Genomic DNA, 19,863 nt, shown 5'->3' on the forward strand with positions numbered 1-19,863 from the left:
TTAGCCTTCTCCAGTGCTGTTATCAACGATACCGCCGACTTCAATAATAGTGGTTTCACCGGTCAATACGTCGGTAATATGTACCAATAAGGCACCATCTTCATTCACCACCTGGATCTCGAAATCATCAGTTCTAAGGTAACCTTCGCCGCCATTTGCCGCATCATTAAAAAGTTGACTCATTAGACGTGACTCGAGAGAACTGGCGAGACGATCGAGTGCCGAAGGCGGTACATAGCTAGAACCACCGGAATGCTGGTTTTGTGCCGATGCATTAGACAATAGGTAGGAGCCATTAAGGTAACTCCCCCCAAAGTTTGGGTTAACGGGAGTATATGTCAATTGAGTTGCCTGAGCCGTTCCTGTCGCAATAACCAGCCCTATAGCGACAGTTTTTATTATTTTCATGAACATTCCTTGTTAAAACTCGTCAGGAGCCAAATCCGGATCGAGGAATTGGCTCCAGCTTGCTTGCCTCTGATTTTGTTTCAATTTTTGGTTAACGCGGCCAGCTGCAGCTAAAGCTTGGTCGTCAATATTACGACTTGCAGGTGACACAACAGTAATATAAATAGGCTTTCTATTATGTAATATACTAATTTTACTGCCACTTCTTGCTGTGGCTTGCTCAACTATCGTCAGCCCTGAATGCTCTACGATGCCACCAATGTCCCGATAAGCAGCCACAAACTCACGGTAAAATCTGTGTCCAAAACGGGTCATAGCTCTATTAAGGATCAACCCATCGATCAGATCTGTTTCGACTTTAGGTGGTTTATCACTGGTATTTTTAGCTGCCGCAGGAGACTGCTTATCTAATACAATCTCCTCTGCCGCAACAGGTTGTGCAAACAGTAGCAAGCACAGATAAAACCGCTTCACTGGGTGACTTCATGTAGATTTGTCTGTGCCCAAGCAATGGCTTGCCCTCGGCTAGAGACACCAATTTTTCTGAATGCCCGATAAAGATGCGTCTTAATGGTACTTTCACTAACAAATAGCCTATTAGCGATATCGATATTGGTACTACCATTACGCAAAACCTGTAACACTTCCCGCTCACGTATAGTGAGGGTTTCAACATTATCTAAGGCTGGATCTTTGCTGGCGCTAGCTTCGATAATCGCCTGAGGAATAACCACTTTACCTTTTACTATCTCAGCCATGCCTTCTCCAATAACTTCTAATGAAGCGTCAGAGTAAAACACTCCTGCAGTAATCGATGATTGTAATAAAAACTTGGCGTCAACTTGCTGAGGGAAGTGTATAAATACCACCCGTGCAATATTGCTACCTTTTTCTATACGTTTTTGGATCTGATAGGCGGTTTGTACATCTACAGTAGCAAGATCAATTAAAATAATTGTAATGCGACTCTCTAATAGATCACCATTAAAGTGTTCAGGAGAGATGCGATGAAGTTTGACCAGGAATTCTTGTGGCCATCTTGTGTTGAGAAGATCCGCAAACAGATGCGAACGGGTAACGACGACCCAATGTGTCACTTTAAACATAAACTCACTCCGTGTTTATTCTATATCACCATCCATGTGGCGGTCATTGTAATACACTTAATCGAGAAAGAAACATCAAAATATTCACATAAACACAACGCAAGAGTAACTAGCTAGTTTGAAATATACCCTTGAGTCACTTGAGCAGACTGACCTTGGCCATATTGAATGACAGATACACCATGACCTGCACCGTTTTGGTATATGGTTACTGAACTTTCATTACCCATCTGTAAGACAGCAGCTAAGTTGTCGTTTCCTTGCTGTTCTATATCAAGATTTAAGTAAGAACCTTGCTGAGAAGAGACTACAACATTATTAAAGCCACTTTGAAGAATCGCCGCTTCTATTTCCGCACCACTTTGTAAGGCGGTGACTCGATTACTGCTACCAACCTGATTAATGTCGATTTGCGTTGAGAAGCCCATTTGACTGACGACCGCTCGATTAGAGAGACCTTGCTGACTGATTGTCGCGTTTAAGCTATTGCCAGATTGAGATATAACAGCCTGATTATCATAACTATTAAGCTCATCAAACTGACTCAAATCTTGTGCATATACAATAGAGGGAGAAATAACTAGTGCGGTAAACAAACCTGTTCGGGTCAATGCTGTGTTAAGCCGAAGACTCGCAACCCTGCCTAAACCTTTTAATCTATCCATGACTAACAACCGCCTCTTACTGAGCTTGTAAAATTAACGCGGTCATTATGTAGCGAAACTGATTGAGCGGCATCAACCCTGAGTATTAAAGGATTACCAACCAAATAGCTATAACAGCCAAACCACCTAGACTTTATTACTAGAGAGGCGGCGGGTATTTATCATCTTTACCAAACAAGACTTACAGACTTAATCAACTGATAAATAAGTTAAATATTTATAAAAGCATAATGATTGACTATAGAGCGCAGCTTTAGCTTTGATACTATCAGGCCAAACTAGGCATACTTTGGTCAGTCTGATGCAGATAACCAAGTTAACTTGGCTTGATACAAGTCACTATCTTCTGCTTCAGCGCTCAGCGCTAATGCTTTGTTAAGGGCTTTTTTTGCTGCTAAAGTGTCGCCGAGTTGATATTCCACCCGAGCAAGATCAAAATAAGCTTTATGAAAATAATGAGTATTTTTCAGGAATTTATTTAGATAAATTTTGGCGCTAGAGTAATCTTCTGTAAGCATGGCATCTTGGGCTTGAAAGTACCATTTATAAGGGCTGTGATGTTCGAGTGCCAGTAACTGAGTTTTAATTTTCTCCGCTTCTTGGTAACGCCCACGACTCACTAACAAAAAGTGATAATTACTTAGAAGATCAATTTTCTCATCCGCCACCTCAAGGCCATATAAATACATTTGCTCAGCTGAATTAAACTCACCAAGCTGACGTAATACCACCGCTTGCATATTGATAGCTGGTGCATACTTGTCATTATATTTAAGCGCTTCATTAAGTAACAAATAAGCCAATTCTAACTGTTTATCCATAATGGCATCAGCAGCTAGGTTACGATAAAACATCGCAAAAAACTCATCACTACCAATCATCTTTCCGCCACGATCAAATTTATCTGGAAAATAATCTACGCGGATCCGGTTAGTTTTCCCTAAAAAGCTGTTGCTATCTTGACCTTGTTCATGAAGAAAACTACGTACATGATCGGAGGTGACTGAAATATTGCCAGACACTCCAAGCAACATAGGAATGGTGTGCATAACTTGAAAGCTAATCTCTACATCTAACTGTTTAGCTATCGCGTACGTTAACATGGCTAATGCCATGCAATTGCCGCTATTACTATCAAGCGACTCAGTGGCATATAAATTTTCACCTCGAAAGTCAAAGTTATTAAGCTTTGACTCTAATAATGCATAAACCTGTTCATGTGGACTAAGCTCGGCAAGCTTATCTTGTTCAATAAAATCTGTTATCGACTTCACTTGCTCAGTAGTTAATTGATAAAAAGCGTCGACTGTTGGGATCGAGTATTTTGCGGCGTCAACTTGATATTCAATTCGTGGCAAAGTTGGCGCTTGTTTCACCGCTCGACTTTGACAACCTTGCAGCAAAAATATGATCAAGCAGACTATGATTAAGCGCATATCGATTCCTTTCTAAAAATGCTTTACCACAACCGCCTATCTTACAGCTACTTACATATGGTCGAGTTAGTGCATAGTTCGGTTGTTTACGATCCACTATTGAGCATTTTAGCCCACTGATAACTCCATTATTGATAACTAATCTAAGTCAATTTGTTGGTAAAAACAACAATATAAAAATGATAATTAACCCAAGAATGGCTGTTAATCCTTGCCAGAAAAGTAACGGATTTCTCGCTATGAGTGTCGTAGTCTCTGAGGGGCGATACCAATGTTCAACGGGTGAATTCATCTCATACATCCACTCACTAATATCGGCTTGGCGCATGCTAGCATCAAAATTAAGCGCCTTTTTAATGGCATTATCCATCCAAATTGGGGTTAACGGATTGGGGATAAAACTAGGGGTATAATTCAGCCGCCTAAAGTCATGTTCATTCTTACACTGAGCTTGCTTACCGTTAAAAGGCAGCTCTCCAGTTAGCATCTCATAGGCTATCGTAGCCAACGAATACAAATCAGCTTTAGTGTTAACGGGGTAGCGCAGTATGGTTTCAGGAGCGGAGTAGTCGGCCGTGCCTAACGGAATATCTCGTGTAAATGGCGTGGTGATCTCTGCAATACCTTTAATAAAACAGGCACCAAAATCAATAAGCTTAACCTGGCCATTGTTATCGATAAGGATGTTATCTGGTTTTACGTCTTGATGTAGGGTTTCTTTACGGTGAAATGCCCTAAGGCCAACCACTATTTGACTCAAAATCCGTAATACTTGCTGCATCTCAGGCTTTGGGTTTAACCTCATCCACTCTGTTAATGTCACCCCATCGATATACTCAGTCAAATAATATAGAGCAGATTTGGCCATTTTGCGGTCACACACAGCCACCACATTAGGACTGTTGATCCGAGTCCCTACCCAGCTTTCAAGCAAGAAGCGCTCAATATAGGCCAAATCATCTTGATAGTTTAACGATGGGGTTTTCAAGCAATAGCGTTGCGCATTACTATCTTTCACTAAATACACTTGGCTACGCTGGCTCTGATATAGTGTGTCGAGTACGGTATAGCCATCAAGCTTCATACCCGCAGCTAATGGCGGTAAAAATGGAAGCTGAGTTAAACTTTGATAGATATCGTCAATAGAAGGATCAGGCAGTGCTGTAACGGCGATACATTGGCAGCTCACATTATCTGTCGACCCTTTCGCTATGGCATAATTGACAAGCTCTTCACTCAATAGTTGGCACAGTTTATCCGTAATTTCTGTTTGGTCAGCCAAGCGCTTAATTCTTTCAACCAACATGTCATCTGATAGCACGTCGTGTACACCATCTGTGGTCAACAAATAGATGTCACCGCTTTTCGTTTCGGAAACTGCATAATCCACATCAATGTTAACGCCTAAGCCTAGGGCTCGAGCTAGATATTTACGCCGATTAGCCACCACACTGATGTGATCGGTAGTTAGCTTCTGCAACCGATGATCCCGATAGCGATAGATCCGCCCATCACCAAGATGCAATTGATGTAAATGACATGATTTAAAAATAAGCGCACTAAAAGTACATACAAAGCCACGCCGTGCATCACGATAATCTTGACCTAAGCCATAGAGCCAACGATTGAGCGCAGTCAATACTTTTTGACTGGATTGTTTAACCGACCACAGGTCTGGCGTCGAATAATAATCAGCTAAAAAATTACTGATACTGATGGCTGATGCCGCTGCGCCCTGCTCCGCGAGGCTGACGCCATCACTGATGGCTACCACTGCGCCTTTAGTACTCAACAGATGCCCAGTAGGAATACGGATCCCAATAGCATCTTCGTTCTGAGGCTTTCGTCCTTTATCAGTATGTTGACCGACACATAGTGTCAACGCAGAAGTGCCGACACTAGCAATTTGCTGTTCATCGAAGGGGTTCATTGCCGTCATAAGCTTAGCTCACACTGATTAATGTGACTTCTCCGTCCTCATTGACCTCGGCAATGTGTCCCTTAGGCTCAGTCAAGAAAAACAGTGTCAAAAAACCAAATAGTGCGCTAGCTGCAATAACATAAAAGAATGTTTGAGTCGGCACCATCGAGTACACAGTTAAGAAAAAAACCGCTCCGACATTACCATAAGCACCGGTCATTCCCGCTATCTGCCCCGTTAGGCGCCGCTTAATTAACGGCACCGCCGCAAAAACTGCACCTTCTCCACTCTGGACAAAGAACGAACACAACATCACCATGACTATCGCCGTTGGTAATGCCCAACTGCTATCAATTTGCGCCACCCCTAAGTAACCTAATGCCAACCCAGCAGTCAAGATTAATAGCGTTGATTTGCGGCCAAAGCGATCACTTAACCAGCCACCTCCAGGTCGGGACATTAAGTTCATAAAGGCGTATGACGACGCCACCATTCCTGCCTGCGCCATTCCTAATTCGAATGTTTCAGCAAAATATAGCGGAAGCATAGACACCACTGCGAGTTCAGAACCGAATGTTGTAAAATAAAGTACATTCAACACCGCGACCTGCTTAAACTCGTAACGCTCAAATTCAGGGACCTCGCCCTTAAAAACCGGTTTATTGACATTAAAGGTCTGCAGCAGATCCACAGCTAAAGTAATGATTAATAGAAGGTAAATACCATTAACAGCATTGCCAGATAACATGGCCACACCGGACGGAGAGAGCTTCCATGCCAGCAGCGCTAAGGTGGCATACATTGGCAGTTTCATTACTACCAACAAGACAAAGTCTTTTTTACTGGTGACTTCCAGTGCGCCAGCTTTTTTAGGCTTAAAATAGGTTGAGCCTTTTGGAGTATCGGTAACATTTGCATAATAGATAAATGCAAACACAAGGCTAATCGCCCCCGTCAACCCGACGGCATAGCGCCAGCCATCCTCACCGCCAAATGCCAATGCAACTGCGGGTAACGTAAACGCTGCCGCCGCGGATCCAAAATTGCCCCAGCCACCGTAAATGCCCTCTGCAACACCAAGCTCTTTTGCTGGAAACCATTCACTGATCATACGGATCCCAACCACAAAGCCTGCACCAATAAAGCCAATTAAAAACCGTGCTAAGGCAAGCTGCTCAAAGCTTGTTCCAAGGGCAAACATAAAGCAGGGGATCGCGCACAAGCCCAGTAGTAGAGAATAGACTTTTCTAGGACCATAACGGTCTGTTAGCATTCCTATCATCACCCTTGCAGGAATCGTCAACGCCACGTTGAGAATCAACAAGGTTTTAATTTGTGAGTGGGTTAAGCCTAAGCTGTCGGCAATCACGCTCATCAGCGGGGCAGCGTTAAACCAGACCACAAAGGTGATAAAAAATGCCATCCAACTTAAGTGCATGACTTTCATTTTTCCGTTAAAAGAGAAAAGATTGAATGCTTGAGAACTCATGTTACTTTGCTCCTTTGACTGAGGTGTCGACAAGACCACTGCTTGGCTTAAGGTCTGATTGATATTGTATTTTGGCTAAAATCTTACCTTGCTCTCGTTTAATTTCATAACAGTTGACCGATAACTCATCGATTTCTAAACACTGACCAGTGCCTAGATGATAATGGTGTTTATGGATAGGTGATGCCACGTACAATTCATCATCTAGTTCACACACCAATCCTCTTGAAAGCACAGAAACGCCTGTCGCAGGATCAATATTATCGACGGCGAATATGCCCCTTTCGCCCAAATTAAACAAGGCAATTGCCTGACCGGCAAGCCAAGCAGCTATGCCCCGATGTTGAGGCAAGCTAGCCTCATCACATAATGCTACCCAACTCATAGGCTAACCTCCTGTTCTTCAATAATATTTACTGCAATATCTCCCGCCCCTAATCGAGGTTGGTTAACCGCTTGGTATGGGTCTATTTGGGATTGGATTGGAAATTTTTGCTCACGCAGATATTGATAGCGCAGGTCCTTGTGTTGAGGCGCCGCCTCGGGGTTAACATACTCATGAAAGCGACTTAAAAATTGCTCGTCGCTCAAACTAGTTTTCCACTCACACTGGTAGTGGCTAACGATTTTTTGCATCTGTCCTTCAAGCTCATCAACTATATTTAAACTATCGTAAATCACCACCGCTTGTAGATATTCCAGTCCACCAGCTAATAACTCAATCCACACTGAAGTGCGCTGTAAGCGTGCTGCGGTTTTGCTGTAAAACATCAAAATTCGATCGATATAACTGACTAACTGCTCTGTACTCAGATCAGTTGCAAACAGCTCGCCATGGCGGGGTCGCATGCCACCATTACCACAAACATAAAGGTTCCAGCCTTTATCCGAGGCTATAACACCGATATCTTTACTCTGTGCTTCAGCGCATTCTCGGGTGCAACCCGATACTGCCATCTTGATTTTATGGGGGGCACGTAGCCCCTTGTATCGGTTTTCAAGCGCAATAGCTAAACTTACCGAATCTTGCACACCATAACGGCACCATGTATCACCAACACAGGACTTAACTGTGCGAAGAGATTTTCCGTAGGCATGACCCGTTTCAAATCCAGCATCAATTAATTCGGTCCAGATTTGTGGCAGACTCGACAACTGAGCACCGAACATATCAATACGTTGTCCTCCGGTTATTTTGGTATAAAGATCATAGCGCTTGGCAATATGGCCTATTGCGATCAGTTTATCTGGGGTGATCTCTCCACCCGCTATGCGCGGCACAACAGAATAACTGCCATCTTTTTGCAGGTTGCCTAAGTAGGCATCATTGGTATCTTGTAACGCGACATGCTGCTCAGAAAGCACATATTCGTTTTCTAATGTGGCAAAAATGGACGCCGCCAGAGGTTTGCAGATCTCGCAGCCTATCGCGAGAGAAGAAGCGTCGGATCTTGCGTGCCTTTGGTAGAGTTCATTGAAATCTTTTATGCTCTCCACCTGACACAAATGAAACAAAGATTGCCTGTCATATTCAAAATGACAGCAAATCCCCTTTTCAACCTCCAGCCCCTGCTCTAACAGGGTTTCATCAATTACTCGCTGTACCAAACTGGCGCAACCGCCACAGCCGGATGCGGCTTTAGTGCAAACCTTAATGTCGGCTATAGCATGTTTACCATCGACAACTTGCGCAACAATCTCAGCCTTAGTAACTTGGTGACACGAGCAAACAATCGCTTTATCGTTGAGTACCTGCGGCACTTCATTGTCAGCCACGAGAAGCGTTACAGCGGGTTCGAGTAAAGGCTCTGCGGATAAATAAATATTGAGCAGGGCACTGTATTCTTCAACATTACCAACCAAGACAGCACCTTTTAAGTACTGGCCTGTCTCATCTAACCACAGCTTTTTATAAACGCCTGACTGTTCATCGTTTAATTCGACATATTGGGCACCTTCAAAACCTCGGCTTTCACCAATCGCTGCAACATCAACACCTAATAGTTTGAGTTTGGTGCTCATATCTGCACCAGTAAACTGCTTAGGACTCTGTGCTAATTGAGCCTGAGTCACTTGAATGTCCTCTAACAGCACGGATGTGACGACCTTTGCCATCTGGTAACCGGGGGCCACCAGCCCAAAAATTTTCTGCTGCCACAATGCACATTCACCAATGGCATAAATGCCATTTACCGAGGTTTGACAGGAGTTATCAATCACTATGCCGCCACGCTCGCCAATATTTATATTGGCACTTCTTGCCAACTCATCTTGTGGACGGATCCCGGCAGAAAAGACCAACATATCAGCTTCTAGGTAGCTGCCATCACTGAAGTTCATTCGGTGTTTAGCTGTCTCTCCATCGACGATCTCTGTGGTTGCCTTGCTAACATGCACAGTTAGGCCTAAAGCTTCGATTTTGTGCTTTAATAGCAAGCCCGCTTTATCATTCAATTGCACAGACATCAGTTGTGGTGCAAATTCAACTACATGGGTGTCTAGGTTTAATGATTTAAGGGCATTGGCCGCTTCAAGCCCAAGTAGTCCACCTCCAATTACGACTCCGGATTTAGCTCCGGCTGCCGCTTGCGCAATCGCGTCAAGATCATCTATGGTGCGATACACCAAGCAGTCTTGCCTATCCTTTCCTGGAATAGGTGGAACAAAGGGATAAGAACCCGTTGCCAAAACCAATTTGTCGTAGGCAAAACAGCCCTGCTCTGTTTGCAACAGATTATTGGCGGTATCTATCTGGGTCACCTTATGATCCAGGAGTAAACTGACTCCTTGCTCGGCATAAGCCTGTTGGCTTGCTAACATCAAGCTTTTAGCATTGCCCGTTTCAAAATACTTAGAGAGTTGAACACGGTCGTACGCAGCAATGCGCTCTTCACCTAATACCTGAATATCGAAATGCTCAGTCAATTTATGCTCACATAATTGCTCTATAAAGTAGTGACCAACCATGCCATTACCTACAATCACCAGTTTTTGTTTTGGTATTGTTTTTTGCTTGGTTTGTTGCGTTAGTTCATTCATGCATAGTCCTCATCCAGTCCCTTGTTTGACTTAATTTTTAGCAAACAAAAAGGCGCCCTCTTCCCTTAAGAAGACGGCGCCTTTGCCTACTAAACACATCAAATTTTTCATTTACGCTTGAGATTGTTGCTGCTTATTTTTGGATTACAGCCCTACGCGTTAGTTAAATGGCCTACCCGCCAGCCGCGCTTGCTTCAAAAATTTTTACCGCTGCAACTTATATCTAAACTTCTAATCTTAAAACTCTACTGTCACTTACCTTTTTTATCTCACGGATATAGTCGCAAAGCCTATGCCAGCTTTTTCCCACAAAATAAATCACGATAAGTGATTGTATTAAAAAGATTATATATATGAAGGGCAATTAATTAGATTTGAATGACAAGATAACAAACTCTTGCTGCACTTAAATGGCCAGACTGGGTACCATATAAGTGCAAACGATAAGAGAACGTCAAAGCATTAACCACATAGCACTTTTGCTGCATTGGCAAGGCTTTGCCCATTCTGCATAGCGAGTTTTTGTAGTTTTAAATGCGCTTGCGCTTCAGTGAGGCCAGCCTGCTGCAGCTTACTTTTCGCCAAATAGACAAACTTTTGCTCAGCTAACTCCTCTCGTAAATGTTTCAGTGTCAGCAAGGCTTGATTCGCACACTGAAACCGAGTCAAGGCTAGTTCAATGACCGAATTAACTCTTGCGGGCGAGATACACTGGGGTGCATAGGTTATACGTCCACAGCCGATAAGTGTCATTAATGTCTGCTGATTGATTTGTTCAGCTGTAACAATGACAGGGATCGGTGAGAATCCCATAAGCCGCATGATAAATCGTAAGTGAACCTCGCTAAATTTTGCAACACTTAGCAGCAACAGATCAGCCTCAGGATCCAGTGGAATGGTTTCGAGTCTTGATAAATCAGCTAGCTGCAAGTATTGATGATCAGCAGTGTTAACCGCCCTCTCTAACGCCTTCGAATTTTCTGCTTCCAACTTCATCTCACCGTTATTCCGCTGCTCGCGCTCAGCTTGATGTGCCACCATTAAGATCCGCATTTACCCTCCACATAAGCGCTTGATTGCTGCTTAGCATTAATCTTCTCTCTAACATTTACATCAGGCATTAATCCAGCGCCAGCTTGACTGCTTAACTGAGGTTGATTGTTTAATTGAGAGTACTGATAGCTACGCCATAACCTACCAGCTTTATCAACAGCCTCGCTGACTGAAAGCCTCGATGACTGCAACAACAAAATAGCCGTCAATGTGGTTACAATCGCATACTGAGCGCGTTTCGTTTCATTACAATCTCTATGTGGTTCAATATTTTGCTCGATGACCTTTAACCAGGAAGGACATAATTGCGCTTGGCTCGGAAGTTTACCCACCAGCATAGATAAAGCGGTGGGAAGAGTTATTTGTCGATGAGTTGTTTGCCGATTAGCTATTTGACGATTAATAGCCGGTTCAGTGATAGTAAGCAATGTTTCGCAGCGAGGATTGATTTCGCTCTCACCTTGATAGCCTTTAAAAATCAATGTCGTGCTTGGAAGTAAGTAATGGTTTAGCCGTTCAGCAACTTGCCTATGCAGTTCATCTAATCCTGAATGAAAGTAACTGCGAATACAAAGATTGGCCCTCGCAGGATTAACACAGCGAATAGCGGTTTGATAAAGGCTACGCACACCCATTTGCTGATGAATACCAGCAAACACATCTGCTAATGGGGACAAACTATCGGCATTTACGTAACACAACCCCTGCATATCGAGGGCGGCTTTTGCATCAAGGGGCGTGCTTACTTGCGTAATTCCTATTTCACCGAGCATAGAGCCAATGTGATAGCGTTGAGTCGAGAGGCGACTATCACCATGGAGAAGTATTCTGTGCCCCTGTTTTGCTAACACTTTGGCGCATAATAATAAGTAAGGTAACTGATTGCGTTTACCTGCATAACAGGGCCAGTCAAGGGTGACACCAATCGTCCCCCAATCAGTATCAATAGAGTCGGCTATGGCTAACACCACACCAGCAACCTCGTCTGCGCTTTCTCCCCTCACTCGCATCAGCATTAATGCAGCGCTTAATTGCGCAATGGTGCCGTAGCCCAGCTCGTACCCCCTCACAAGCTGATAGCTTTGCTCTAGGGTTAATCTACCAGCGCCTTTTTTACCTCTCGCTAAGGTTTTAATCAGACCTTGGTAGATAACACTATCAAGGCTGCCTACTGAGAGCCGGTCGACTTCAGAGTATGTTGCGCTTATAGCTTGTATATTTGGCATATTCGACTCTGCTCGCATTGTATTATTATACATAGGCACACACAGCTGGATCTGCTGGCTTAGCCGAATGTTGAATCGCTGGGCATTTAGCAGTTGAATGCTTGATCTCGCAAAATGCATCAGCAAGTTCTCGGCTAACATTCACCACATCACCAATGATGATCAAGGTCGGCCCTTTGTGAACCATCTTCTCGGCAGCACGCTGCATTTCAGAGATCCGGCAATAACATACTGACTGTTCCAATCGTGCACCATCGCTAATAAATGCCACAGGCACATTCGGTTTTACGCCAGCCTTAAGCAAATGGCTTGCTATCTCAGCCGCTTTTTCTTTCCCCATATAAAAGACTAAAGTGCTCTGCGCAGCTAACAAGTGTCGCCAATGCTGGGCCGAATCATCACAGGTTCTGCCCGTAACAAACGTAACGCTACGGGCCACAGCTCTGTGAGTCAGCGGAATTGCAGCACTGGATGCACAGCCCAAGGCGGCGGTAATCCCGGCAATAAACTCACTTTTAACGCCATGTTTTGCTAGAAAAAGGGCTTCTTCGCTGCCTCGGCCAAAAACATTAGGATCGCCACCTTTTAACCGCACTACTTTAGAGCCCATCAATGCCAGTTGATAAAGTTTGTTATTGATATCGGTCTGTGAGCTACTCTTCTGATTACAGCGTTTTCCCATGTAATGCAGGCCGCAACTATCACTGACTAAACTCAAAATATCTTGGCTCACTAAATTGTCATACACCACTTCGTCTGCATCCATAATTGCTTGCGCCGCTTTTATGGTCAGTAAATCAATGTCACCACAACCAGCCCCCACAATTTTTACCGTTAGATACTGTTCCTTATCGGGTGCGTTAACCGTCCTATCTCGTCTTAACTGCGACAAGGAACAATCATTGAACTGAGCAATATTACGACAAACTCTAAGAGTGTTAACTGCAGTTTTGACTTTTTCAGAGACAAGCTGTTTTTTCTGCATTACACCACCTCTTCTTTTTGATTTGTGGATCAACAGCCATTTGCGTTTCAAAATCGCTTTGGGTTGCTAACACTGAATTCTCAGACAGCACCCGACAGGCAATGTCGTTAACTTGGTTAAGACAGCTACCGCAAACTGAGCTGCATTTCAGCCTCGATTGCACGTCTGCCACCAGTGCTTGCTGATAGTGTTGATTTAACGGTTTTTGCTGATGTGCAGTACTGGGGTCAATGTCATCGCTCTGTTCGATATACCGCTGCATCGTGTCCGAGATACTTTTTTGAGTAACACCTGTGCAAGCACACACAACAGGACTACTGCCATTTATAAGCAATTGATGTAATGAGTTAATTCCATTTTGCTCAAATACATCACCTAATAAATGCTGCGCAGCATTAACATCAATTTGAACTTCATCATCATAAGTAATACACAGTCCAACGAGTTTGTCCTCTGCGATGGTGCAGTGGATCTGATGGGACATAAATAGCCAACTTAAACTTTTTGACGGTTGAGTTTTCGAGCTTTGTGGAAGGTTATTAACGACTGGCTCTTTATGTTTCGCCGAGCCAATAACCTCGAGCCAAGGGAGCTCTGCCGCAAAATGGTTACATTTGCCGTCAACCAGTGTTTGCGTAACTTGCCAACAAAGTGTGTTTGGATTAATACAGGACTGGCCCCATTCAATGCCATTTAGTGCAACCCTAAAAGGCGCAACCTGCACTTTTTGATGTTTAAAACCGGGTTGTAGCGAGTGCGGATCACAAACACTTTGCAGCAGATGATTCACACCGCCACAGCGATTATATTGCCGCGACCAATGCATTGAGATAAAGCCACTCTCATCTTGCATTGACTCATCTACAACGACCCTCGCTAACATTGTCTCGACAGTCATCAATGAAGATAGCTTCGCGAAACCGCCTTCTGTTAATTGGTATTTATCTATCGTTAATTGATTTAGAAAAAGCTCTGGCTGATAGTGGCTTGCCGTTAAGCTCGCAATGTGACCGGTTCTTGTCATGCTGTGCCATTGGTCTCTATGGCGACCGGAGTTAAGCCAAATACCTGATGTAGTTTGTTGCTCACTAGAGCGAGGTGCTGTCAAATGTGGTGGCACAAAATTCGCTTTACCGTCTGCAGTAGAAAAAACACCATCTGCGTATAAGCGTTGATTTTTCTGACCTATTTGCGATGGGCTGATTAACGGCCACTGAGTCGGCTTAAGGTTGTCATACTCCGATTTTGTTAGCTGCTGCAACCCTGCAAGATCAAACTTTTTGCCTTTAAAGCCAGCCGACACTTGTGCCGTTAACTTGGCGAATTCAATAAAGATCTGTTCACTGCCCTCAAAGTTAAAGCCTTGGTTAAAACCAAGCGCCTTTGCGACTTCACATAGCGCCCACCAATCTGGCATTGCATCACCTTGAGGCTTAATAAAGCCTCGCTGACGGCTAATCGTGCGCTCGCTATTTGTCACTGTGCCCGACTTTTCAGACCAGCCCTGTGCGGGCAGTAAAATATCTGCACACTGGGCGGTATCAGTGTCAGCGGTAACATCTGACACTACCACCACATCACAGCTCTTAAGCGCCTTTTTGACCTCAGTACTATTGGGTAGAGAAACCAATGGATTTGTTCCTAAGATCCATACAGCTCTTATCTCCCCTTGGGCTATTTTGGCAAAAAGTTCTGTGGCTGTATGGCCTTTTCTCTGTGCCATAGTTGGCGCTTGCCAAAACGTTTGCAACAGCTGTTTTTCAGCGGTAGAAAAGCCCATATGTGCGGCAAGCTGCGTCGCCATTCCGCCCACTTCACGCCCGCCCATTGCGTTTGGCTGCCCCGTTAAAGAAAACGGCCCACAACCTGGCTTACCAATATCGCCTATGGCCAAATGGCAATTAATAATGGCGTTACTTGTGTCTGTGCCAATAATCGACTGATTTACCCCTTGCCCACTCGCTGTCACCACTTTTGGCTTAGCAGACTTGGTTGAATTGACATCGGCATTAGGCTGCAATGAATCTGGCTTAGAGTTATGGTAAAAAGAATAAAATTCAATTAGCTGACTTTCTTTTAACCCGGTCTTTTCAACGGTTTTAGCTAAGCTGGCATCGCCACTTATTTGGCTTAGTGTCGTTTCAAAGCCTTGGGTATGCTCGGCAATAAATGCTTGTTCCGCGCGACATGAGTCAGCCAAATAACAAAACAAACCATTAAACAGCGCAAGATCAGAGCCCGGTTTCAACTGTAAATGAAGATCCGCATAGGATGCCGTTGCTGTTTGCCTAGGATCGACAACCACTAACTTAGTACCATTGAGCTTTTGCGCTGCGAGTATGCGTTTAAATAACACAGGATGGGTCCACGCAGTATTCGCTCCCACCAACACCACTACATCAGCGAGTTCAAAATCTTGGTAACAGCCAGGCACAACATCTTCGCCAAATGCCCGTATATGAGCGCTCACTGCCGATGACATACATAGACGGGAGTTGGTATCAATATTCGCAGTACCAATAAAGCCTTTTGCTAGCTTATTCGCAATATAATAGTCTTCTGTAAGCAACTGACCTGATAGATAAAATGCGACAGAATCTGGACCATATTTTTCAATAACTTCTGCAATTTTTTTGCTGATCTCTTCTATCGCAGCCGGCCAACTTACTCTGTTATATGCCTCGGGATCGCTACTTCTAACCCGTGGATATAAGAGCTTATTTGGTAAATTAATCCCTTCAAGCAAGCTCAAGCCTTTAGCGCACAACTCACCTCGGTTAGCCGTATGTGCCAGATCGCCCGTTAATCTCATCTGGCCATTACCGCTATCATCAGTCGTTATTTGTACACCACAACCTACTCCACAATAAGCACAAGTCGTTCTACATTCAGACATAATTGTCCCTATTAATTTCCATAGATGTCATAAAGCAAATACTAAGCCAAATGATAAGCCATTGTATTAAAATGACTTATAGTAATCAGTCAAGAGGGGGAGATATGAGACTGCCCAAATGGAGTGCAATTATTTGCACTCTCATCTAGCAAAGTGTTGCTTAAGAATAGGATGAACAGGCAGGGAATTTATCGCTAAAAACTAATACGGAATGCTTAATGCTTAATGCTTAATTTTTATCCAGAGCTGGTATATTCGAACACAAAAAAGCCAGCGCGTCGGCTGGCTCATTTTAGTCGTTTGAGTTAACTCAAATTACTTAAGTACTGACTCTGCAGTACGGCCGTCATCATGACAGCTATCACAAGTAGGCTTATCACCTACGTTCATTTCATGCGGAGCATGACAGTCTGCACACATTAGCATGCCATCATGTGGTTGGTGAACGGCGTCCATTTCTGCCAATGTACCATGGCAAGATTGGCACTGCTGGAATTCATACTCACCATCAGCAGATGGTTCGCCATCAGCGTGACATGCTTCACAGCCATCCATTTCAGCATGCATTTCTGCTAGCTCTTGGCCTTCGGCGAAAGCTGCTGGTGATAAAGCAAGTGCTGCGAAAGCCGCACCAAAGATTGCACTTAATAGTTTATTGCTCACAATTGTATCCTCATTTGATGTTTGCATAGTGAAAACCTATATGTCAGGTGGTTTTCATCTTGCAAACAATATTTTTTAGCACGACTTAGGTTAATTTAGCTAAGCATTAACTAATCCGCAACTAATTTAGCTGAAAGATCATATCATTGTGCCTGTCACCAAAACGTGCGCTCAGTCAAATTACGCCTGAGAATAGGATGAGGTCGTGTATTTATTCCTTTGATTTTGAGCATAAAAAAAGCGATTCGACGCATTTAGCTCCGAACCGCTTTATTTAGTAAGTGCTGATTAACTCGCTCTTAATGCTGCAATACGCTTTTCTAATGGTGGGTGACTCATCATCAATTCCGCCATAGATTTTTTACCGTTAATACCCAATGCAGACATAGATGCTGGCATAGCGCCTGTTTCTGGACCTTGGCGCAATCTGTCAAGTGCCGCGATCATCTTCTCTTTACCAGCAAGTTTTGCTGCGCCTTCATCGGCTCTGTATTCGCGAATACGTGAGAAGTAAGCAACGATCATCGAAGCTAAGATACCAAACAGCATATCCAACACGAACACGACTGCCATGTAGGCGAACATACCTAGGCCTTCGCCCTCTTCGTCATTACTTGCAACAAAGTTATTGATAATACCTGCGACAACGCGAGCTGCGAAGATTACGAATGTGTTCACTACACCTTGAATAAGGGTCAGTGTTACCATATCACCGTTGGCAACGTGACTGACTTCGTGGGCTAGAACCGCTTCAATCTCATCTTGGTTCATGCCATACAGTAAACCACTACTCACAGCGACTAATGAATTGTCTTTGCTTGGACCCGTTGCGAATGCGTTCAGCTCTGGCGATTGGTAAATAGCAACTTCTGGCATCTTAATACCGGCTTGCTGCGCTTGACGGGCAACCGTCTCAACTAACCAACGCTCTGTATTATCACGTGGCGTGGTGATCACCTCACAACCCATGGTTTTCTTAGCCATCCATTTTGAGATTGCCAAGCTAATAAATGCACCACCGAAACCAAATATTGCAGCGAACACAAGTAAGCCGCCCATAGTCGAGGTGTTAACCCCTAAAATTGACATCACGATTGATGCCACCAATAAGATCGCCATGTTAGTAGCAATCAGTAAAAATATACGCTTCATTTAAGCTCCTGTAGGATACAAAGTACCTGATATACACTCTTGGAGACATAATATGTCCAAAAAACAAGAATTCAAGGGGATAGGTAGAAAATTTTCTATCATTGCTTTAATAATAGACACTCCAGCTCCACTTTATACCAAGTGATGTGAGTCTAGGGCTATTTCATTAAAACAAGATTAATTTATTACGCAAAAGATGAGAATAATATTGAGATGGGATTAATCTTTGTTAACAAAAAGATAAGCCTAATTCTCTCAGGAAATATCCCGTTGAATTAGGCTGACTTTTATCGAACAAAACTGCTTATATTAAAGCGAATATCGTTAGGCTAGTAATGTTAAATCTAAATGGCTAGCTGCAGCTTCAGCTGTTGCCTCTGCAAGGTATGGTACATAACCTAAACAAGGCGCTGGCATTAAAGCTTTTAAGGTTTCTAAATTCTGCTCTGAATAATCCATCTCAGGGTCGACTTGATTTGCTACCCAACCAACAATATTCAAACCATCAGCTTTTATCGCTTCAGCCGTTAATAATGCATGGTTCAAACAGCCCAGTTTCATGCCAACAACTAAAATTACCGGTAACTGCATCGACTGGACCACCTCTGAAAGGAAATACCCTTCTCCTAGCGGTAAGCGCCATCCACCAGCACCTTCAATTAAGCAAAAATCCGCTCCCACATATTCAGCCATTTTTAACAGGGCTTCTATACGATTAGGCGCCAAGTGTATACCTTTCTCGGCCGCAGCTAAGTGCGGTGCAATCGCCGGCTCAAAAGCAAAAGGATTGATATCCTCGTAAGGCAGTTTAATCGTCGATGCCGCCATCAATGCAAGTGCATCGCTATTTCTAAGGCCATTATCGGTTTGTTCACAACCTGAAGCTATTGGCTTAAAGCCCACAGTCTCGCCTTTAGCGGCTGTTAACAATGCAGAAGAGATCAACGTCTTACCACAGTCGGTATCTGTACCCGTTACAAAAAATGTCATGTCTACTCCAAGCTGACTCAGCTGCGTTTAACGTTTCTTACGCGCCTTTATAAAGCTAATGTTATAAGTTAAAGGTAGGCCCTCTGGGGCTCGATTCAACTCTGCCTTAAGCTGCAAAGCTTGCCAATCTTTACGTCCTCTCAATGTGACTTGAGGCTGATTAGTACTCTGTTGTTGCTTAACAATTGATGCACCAACGCCTTTTATCGACAGTAGCAATGCCTTCAAGTCACTAAAGTAAACCGTGACGTCTAGGGTTTCACATAGTTCAAGCTGCCAATTGTCGTGGTTAAAGCAAGCGAGCAGCTCCTGTTCATCGATAAAACTATTCACCTTCAAGCCCAGCCCAACTAACTGCTTTAAGCTATCTTTTGTGACTATGCTCATATTGAACTCACCACCTTGGGTGAGCACTCTATTTGCTTCTCTTACGGCTTGCGGCAGATCTTGACACCATTGTAAGGCGACATTCGAGTAGATACTGTCTATAACACCGTCAGCAATAGGGAGGTGTTGAGCATCACCACAGATGGGCGCATGGGTGGGAAAGTGACCGCTCAGTGTTTTAAGCATGCCATCTGCAATATCGAGACAGTACACTTGCTTGACGCCTTCAAACTGGCAAAACTCCGTACCCGGCCCTGCTCCAATATCGAGCAAATGAGCACCTGGCGTCATCTGTGCTAGCAAATGCTTAGCCGTCTGCTGTTGCAGTACATCATAGCTGTGATAATGTTCTGCGGCTGCCGAGAAACGCTCTGCAACCTCTCGGCTAAGCTTATCTGATCCTGTATTCACTGCATTGGATCCTAAACGATTAATTACGTTGATAGT

Annotated in this window: 17 protein-coding genes; all 17 read right to left on the reverse strand. The window is 43.9% G+C overall.

Annotation, left to right across the window (positions count from 1 at the left end; genetic code table 11):
* Positions 1-408: a curli assembly protein CsgF gene (locus tag K5Q73_RS07080; protein ID WP_220759343.1), complete on the reverse strand. Its 408-nt coding sequence runs from the start codon at positions 406-408 to the stop codon at positions 1-3.
* Positions 409-420: 12 nt separating this feature from the next.
* Entirely contained in the window at positions 421-882 is a 462-nt protein-coding gene (locus K5Q73_RS07085; RefSeq protein ID WP_220759344.1) for a curli production assembly/transport protein CsgE, read from the reverse strand.
* A complete protein-coding gene (locus tag K5Q73_RS07090; protein WP_220759345.1) occupies positions 879-1,514 on the reverse strand; it encodes a LuxR C-terminal-related transcriptional regulator in 636 nt (211 codons plus the stop codon). The genes K5Q73_RS07085 and K5Q73_RS07090 overlap by 4 nt, the downstream gene beginning before the upstream one ends.
* A 113-nt stretch (positions 1,515-1,627) precedes the next feature.
* Positions 1,628-2,179, reverse strand: a complete 552-nt coding sequence (locus K5Q73_RS07095) for a curlin (protein WP_220759346.1) — start codon at positions 2,177-2,179, stop codon at positions 1,628-1,630.
* A gap of 293 nt (positions 2,180-2,472) precedes the next feature.
* Positions 2,473-3,615: a lipopolysaccharide assembly protein LapB gene (locus K5Q73_RS07100; RefSeq protein ID WP_220759347.1), complete on the reverse strand. Its 1,143-nt coding sequence runs from the start codon at positions 3,613-3,615 to the stop codon at positions 2,473-2,475.
* Between the two features lie 148 nt (positions 3,616-3,763).
* Positions 3,764-5,554, reverse strand: coding sequence for a bifunctional protein-serine/threonine kinase/phosphatase (locus K5Q73_RS07105; protein ID WP_220759348.1), 1,791 nt, complete (start codon positions 5,552-5,554; stop codon positions 3,764-3,766).
* A 4-nt stretch (positions 5,555-5,558) separates the two neighbouring features.
* Entirely contained in the window at positions 5,559-7,025 is a 1,467-nt protein-coding gene (locus tag K5Q73_RS07110) for a NarK family nitrate/nitrite MFS transporter (RefSeq protein ID WP_220759349.1), read from the reverse strand.
* A gap of 1 nt (position 7,026) precedes the next feature.
* Positions 7,027-7,410 (reverse strand): nitrite reductase small subunit NirD, encoded by a 384-nt coding sequence (gene nirD / locus K5Q73_RS07115; RefSeq protein WP_220759350.1) that lies wholly within the window; start codon positions 7,408-7,410, stop codon positions 7,027-7,029.
* The gene (gene nirB, locus K5Q73_RS07120) at positions 7,407-10,064 is read right to left on the reverse strand and encodes a nitrite reductase large subunit NirB (RefSeq protein ID WP_220759351.1); all 2,658 of its coding nucleotides are present in this window, start codon (positions 10,062-10,064) and stop codon (positions 7,407-7,409) included. The genes nirD and nirB overlap by 4 nt, the downstream gene beginning before the upstream one ends.
* 462 nt (positions 10,065-10,526) lie before the next feature.
* Positions 10,527-11,117, reverse strand: coding sequence for an ANTAR domain-containing response regulator (locus tag K5Q73_RS07125; protein ID WP_220759352.1), 591 nt, complete (start codon positions 11,115-11,117; stop codon positions 10,527-10,529).
* Positions 11,105-12,343: a glycosyl transferase gene (locus K5Q73_RS07130; RefSeq protein ID WP_220759353.1), complete on the reverse strand. Its 1,239-nt coding sequence runs from the start codon at positions 12,341-12,343 to the stop codon at positions 11,105-11,107. Before K5Q73_RS07130 ends, K5Q73_RS07125 begins: the two co-directional genes overlap by 13 nt.
* A gap of 25 nt (positions 12,344-12,368) precedes the next feature.
* The gene (gene cobA / locus K5Q73_RS07135) at positions 12,369-13,328 is read right to left on the reverse strand and encodes a uroporphyrinogen-III C-methyltransferase (protein ID WP_220759354.1); all 960 of its coding nucleotides are present in this window, start codon (positions 13,326-13,328) and stop codon (positions 12,369-12,371) included.
* Positions 13,303-16,224 (reverse strand): molybdopterin-dependent oxidoreductase, encoded by a 2,922-nt coding sequence (locus K5Q73_RS07140; protein WP_220759355.1) that lies wholly within the window; start codon positions 16,222-16,224, stop codon positions 13,303-13,305. Before K5Q73_RS07140 ends, cobA begins: the two co-directional genes overlap by 26 nt.
* Before the next feature lie 315 nt (positions 16,225-16,539).
* Positions 16,540-16,887, reverse strand: a complete 348-nt coding sequence (locus K5Q73_RS07145; protein WP_220759356.1) for a cytochrome c3 family protein — start codon at positions 16,885-16,887, stop codon at positions 16,540-16,542.
* 288 nt (positions 16,888-17,175) lie between these two features.
* Positions 17,176-18,039, reverse strand: coding sequence for a protease HtpX (gene htpX / locus K5Q73_RS07150; protein WP_220759357.1), 864 nt, complete (start codon positions 18,037-18,039; stop codon positions 17,176-17,178).
* Positions 18,040-18,363: 324 nt separating this feature from the next.
* Positions 18,364-19,029 (reverse strand): dethiobiotin synthase, encoded by a 666-nt coding sequence (gene bioD, locus K5Q73_RS07155; RefSeq protein WP_220759358.1) that lies wholly within the window; start codon positions 19,027-19,029, stop codon positions 18,364-18,366.
* Positions 19,030-19,056: 27 nt separating this feature from the next.
* Positions 19,057-19,827 carry a methyltransferase domain-containing protein gene (locus K5Q73_RS07160; RefSeq protein ID WP_220759359.1) on the reverse strand — a complete coding sequence of 257 codons (771 nt, stop codon included), beginning with the start codon at positions 19,825-19,827 and terminating at the stop codon, positions 19,057-19,059.
* Positions 19,828-19,863 lie beyond the last annotated feature (36 nt).

Source organism: Shewanella sp. MBTL60-112-B2, assembly GCF_019655055.1.
In the GTDB taxonomy this organism is placed as follows: domain Bacteria; phylum Pseudomonadota; class Gammaproteobacteria; order Enterobacterales; family Shewanellaceae; genus Shewanella.

Bases quoted from the DNA above. Each gene is read 5' to 3' on its own strand.
- K5Q73_RS07080 (WP_220759343.1), bottom strand. From the start codon at position 408: ATGAAAATAATAAAAACTGTCGCTATAGGGCTGGTTATTGCGACAGGA.
- K5Q73_RS07090 (WP_220759345.1), bottom strand. From the start codon at position 1,514: ATGTTTAAAGTGACACATTGGGTCGTCGTTACCCGTTCGCATCTGTTT.
- K5Q73_RS07095 (WP_220759346.1), bottom strand. From the start codon at position 2,179: ATGGATAGATTAAAAGGTTTAGGCAGGGTTGCGAGTCTTCGGCTTAAC.
- K5Q73_RS07100 (WP_220759347.1), bottom strand. From the start codon at position 3,615: ATGCGCTTAATCATAGTCTGCTTGATCATATTTTTGCTGCAAGGTTGT.
- K5Q73_RS07105 (WP_220759348.1), bottom strand. From the start codon at position 5,554: ATGACGGCAATGAACCCCTTCGATGAACAGCAAATTGCTAGTGTCGGC.
- K5Q73_RS07110 (WP_220759349.1), bottom strand. From the start codon at position 7,025: ATGAGTTCTCAAGCATTCAATCTTTTCTCTTTTAACGGAAAAATGAAA.
- nirD (WP_220759350.1), bottom strand. From the start codon at position 7,410: ATGAGTTGGGTAGCATTATGTGATGAGGCTAGCTTGCCTCAACATCGG.
- nirB (WP_220759351.1), bottom strand. From the start codon at position 10,064: ATGAATGAACTAACGCAACAAACCAAGCAAAAAACAATACCAAAACAA.
- K5Q73_RS07125 (WP_220759352.1), bottom strand. From the start codon at position 11,117: ATGCGGATCTTAATGGTGGCACATCAAGCTGAGCGCGAGCAGCGGAAT.
- K5Q73_RS07130 (WP_220759353.1), bottom strand. From the start codon at position 12,343: ATGCCAAATATACAAGCTATAAGCGCAACATACTCTGAAGTCGACCGG.
- cobA (WP_220759354.1), bottom strand. From the start codon at position 13,328: ATGCAGAAAAAACAGCTTGTCTCTGAAAAAGTCAAAACTGCAGTTAAC.
- K5Q73_RS07140 (WP_220759355.1), bottom strand. From the start codon at position 16,224: ATGTCTGAATGTAGAACGACTTGTGCTTATTGTGGAGTAGGTTGTGGT.
- htpX (WP_220759357.1), bottom strand. From the start codon at position 18,039: ATGAAGCGTATATTTTTACTGATTGCTACTAACATGGCGATCTTATTG.
- bioD (WP_220759358.1), bottom strand. From the start codon at position 19,029: ATGACATTTTTTGTAACGGGTACAGATACCGACTGTGGTAAGACGTTG.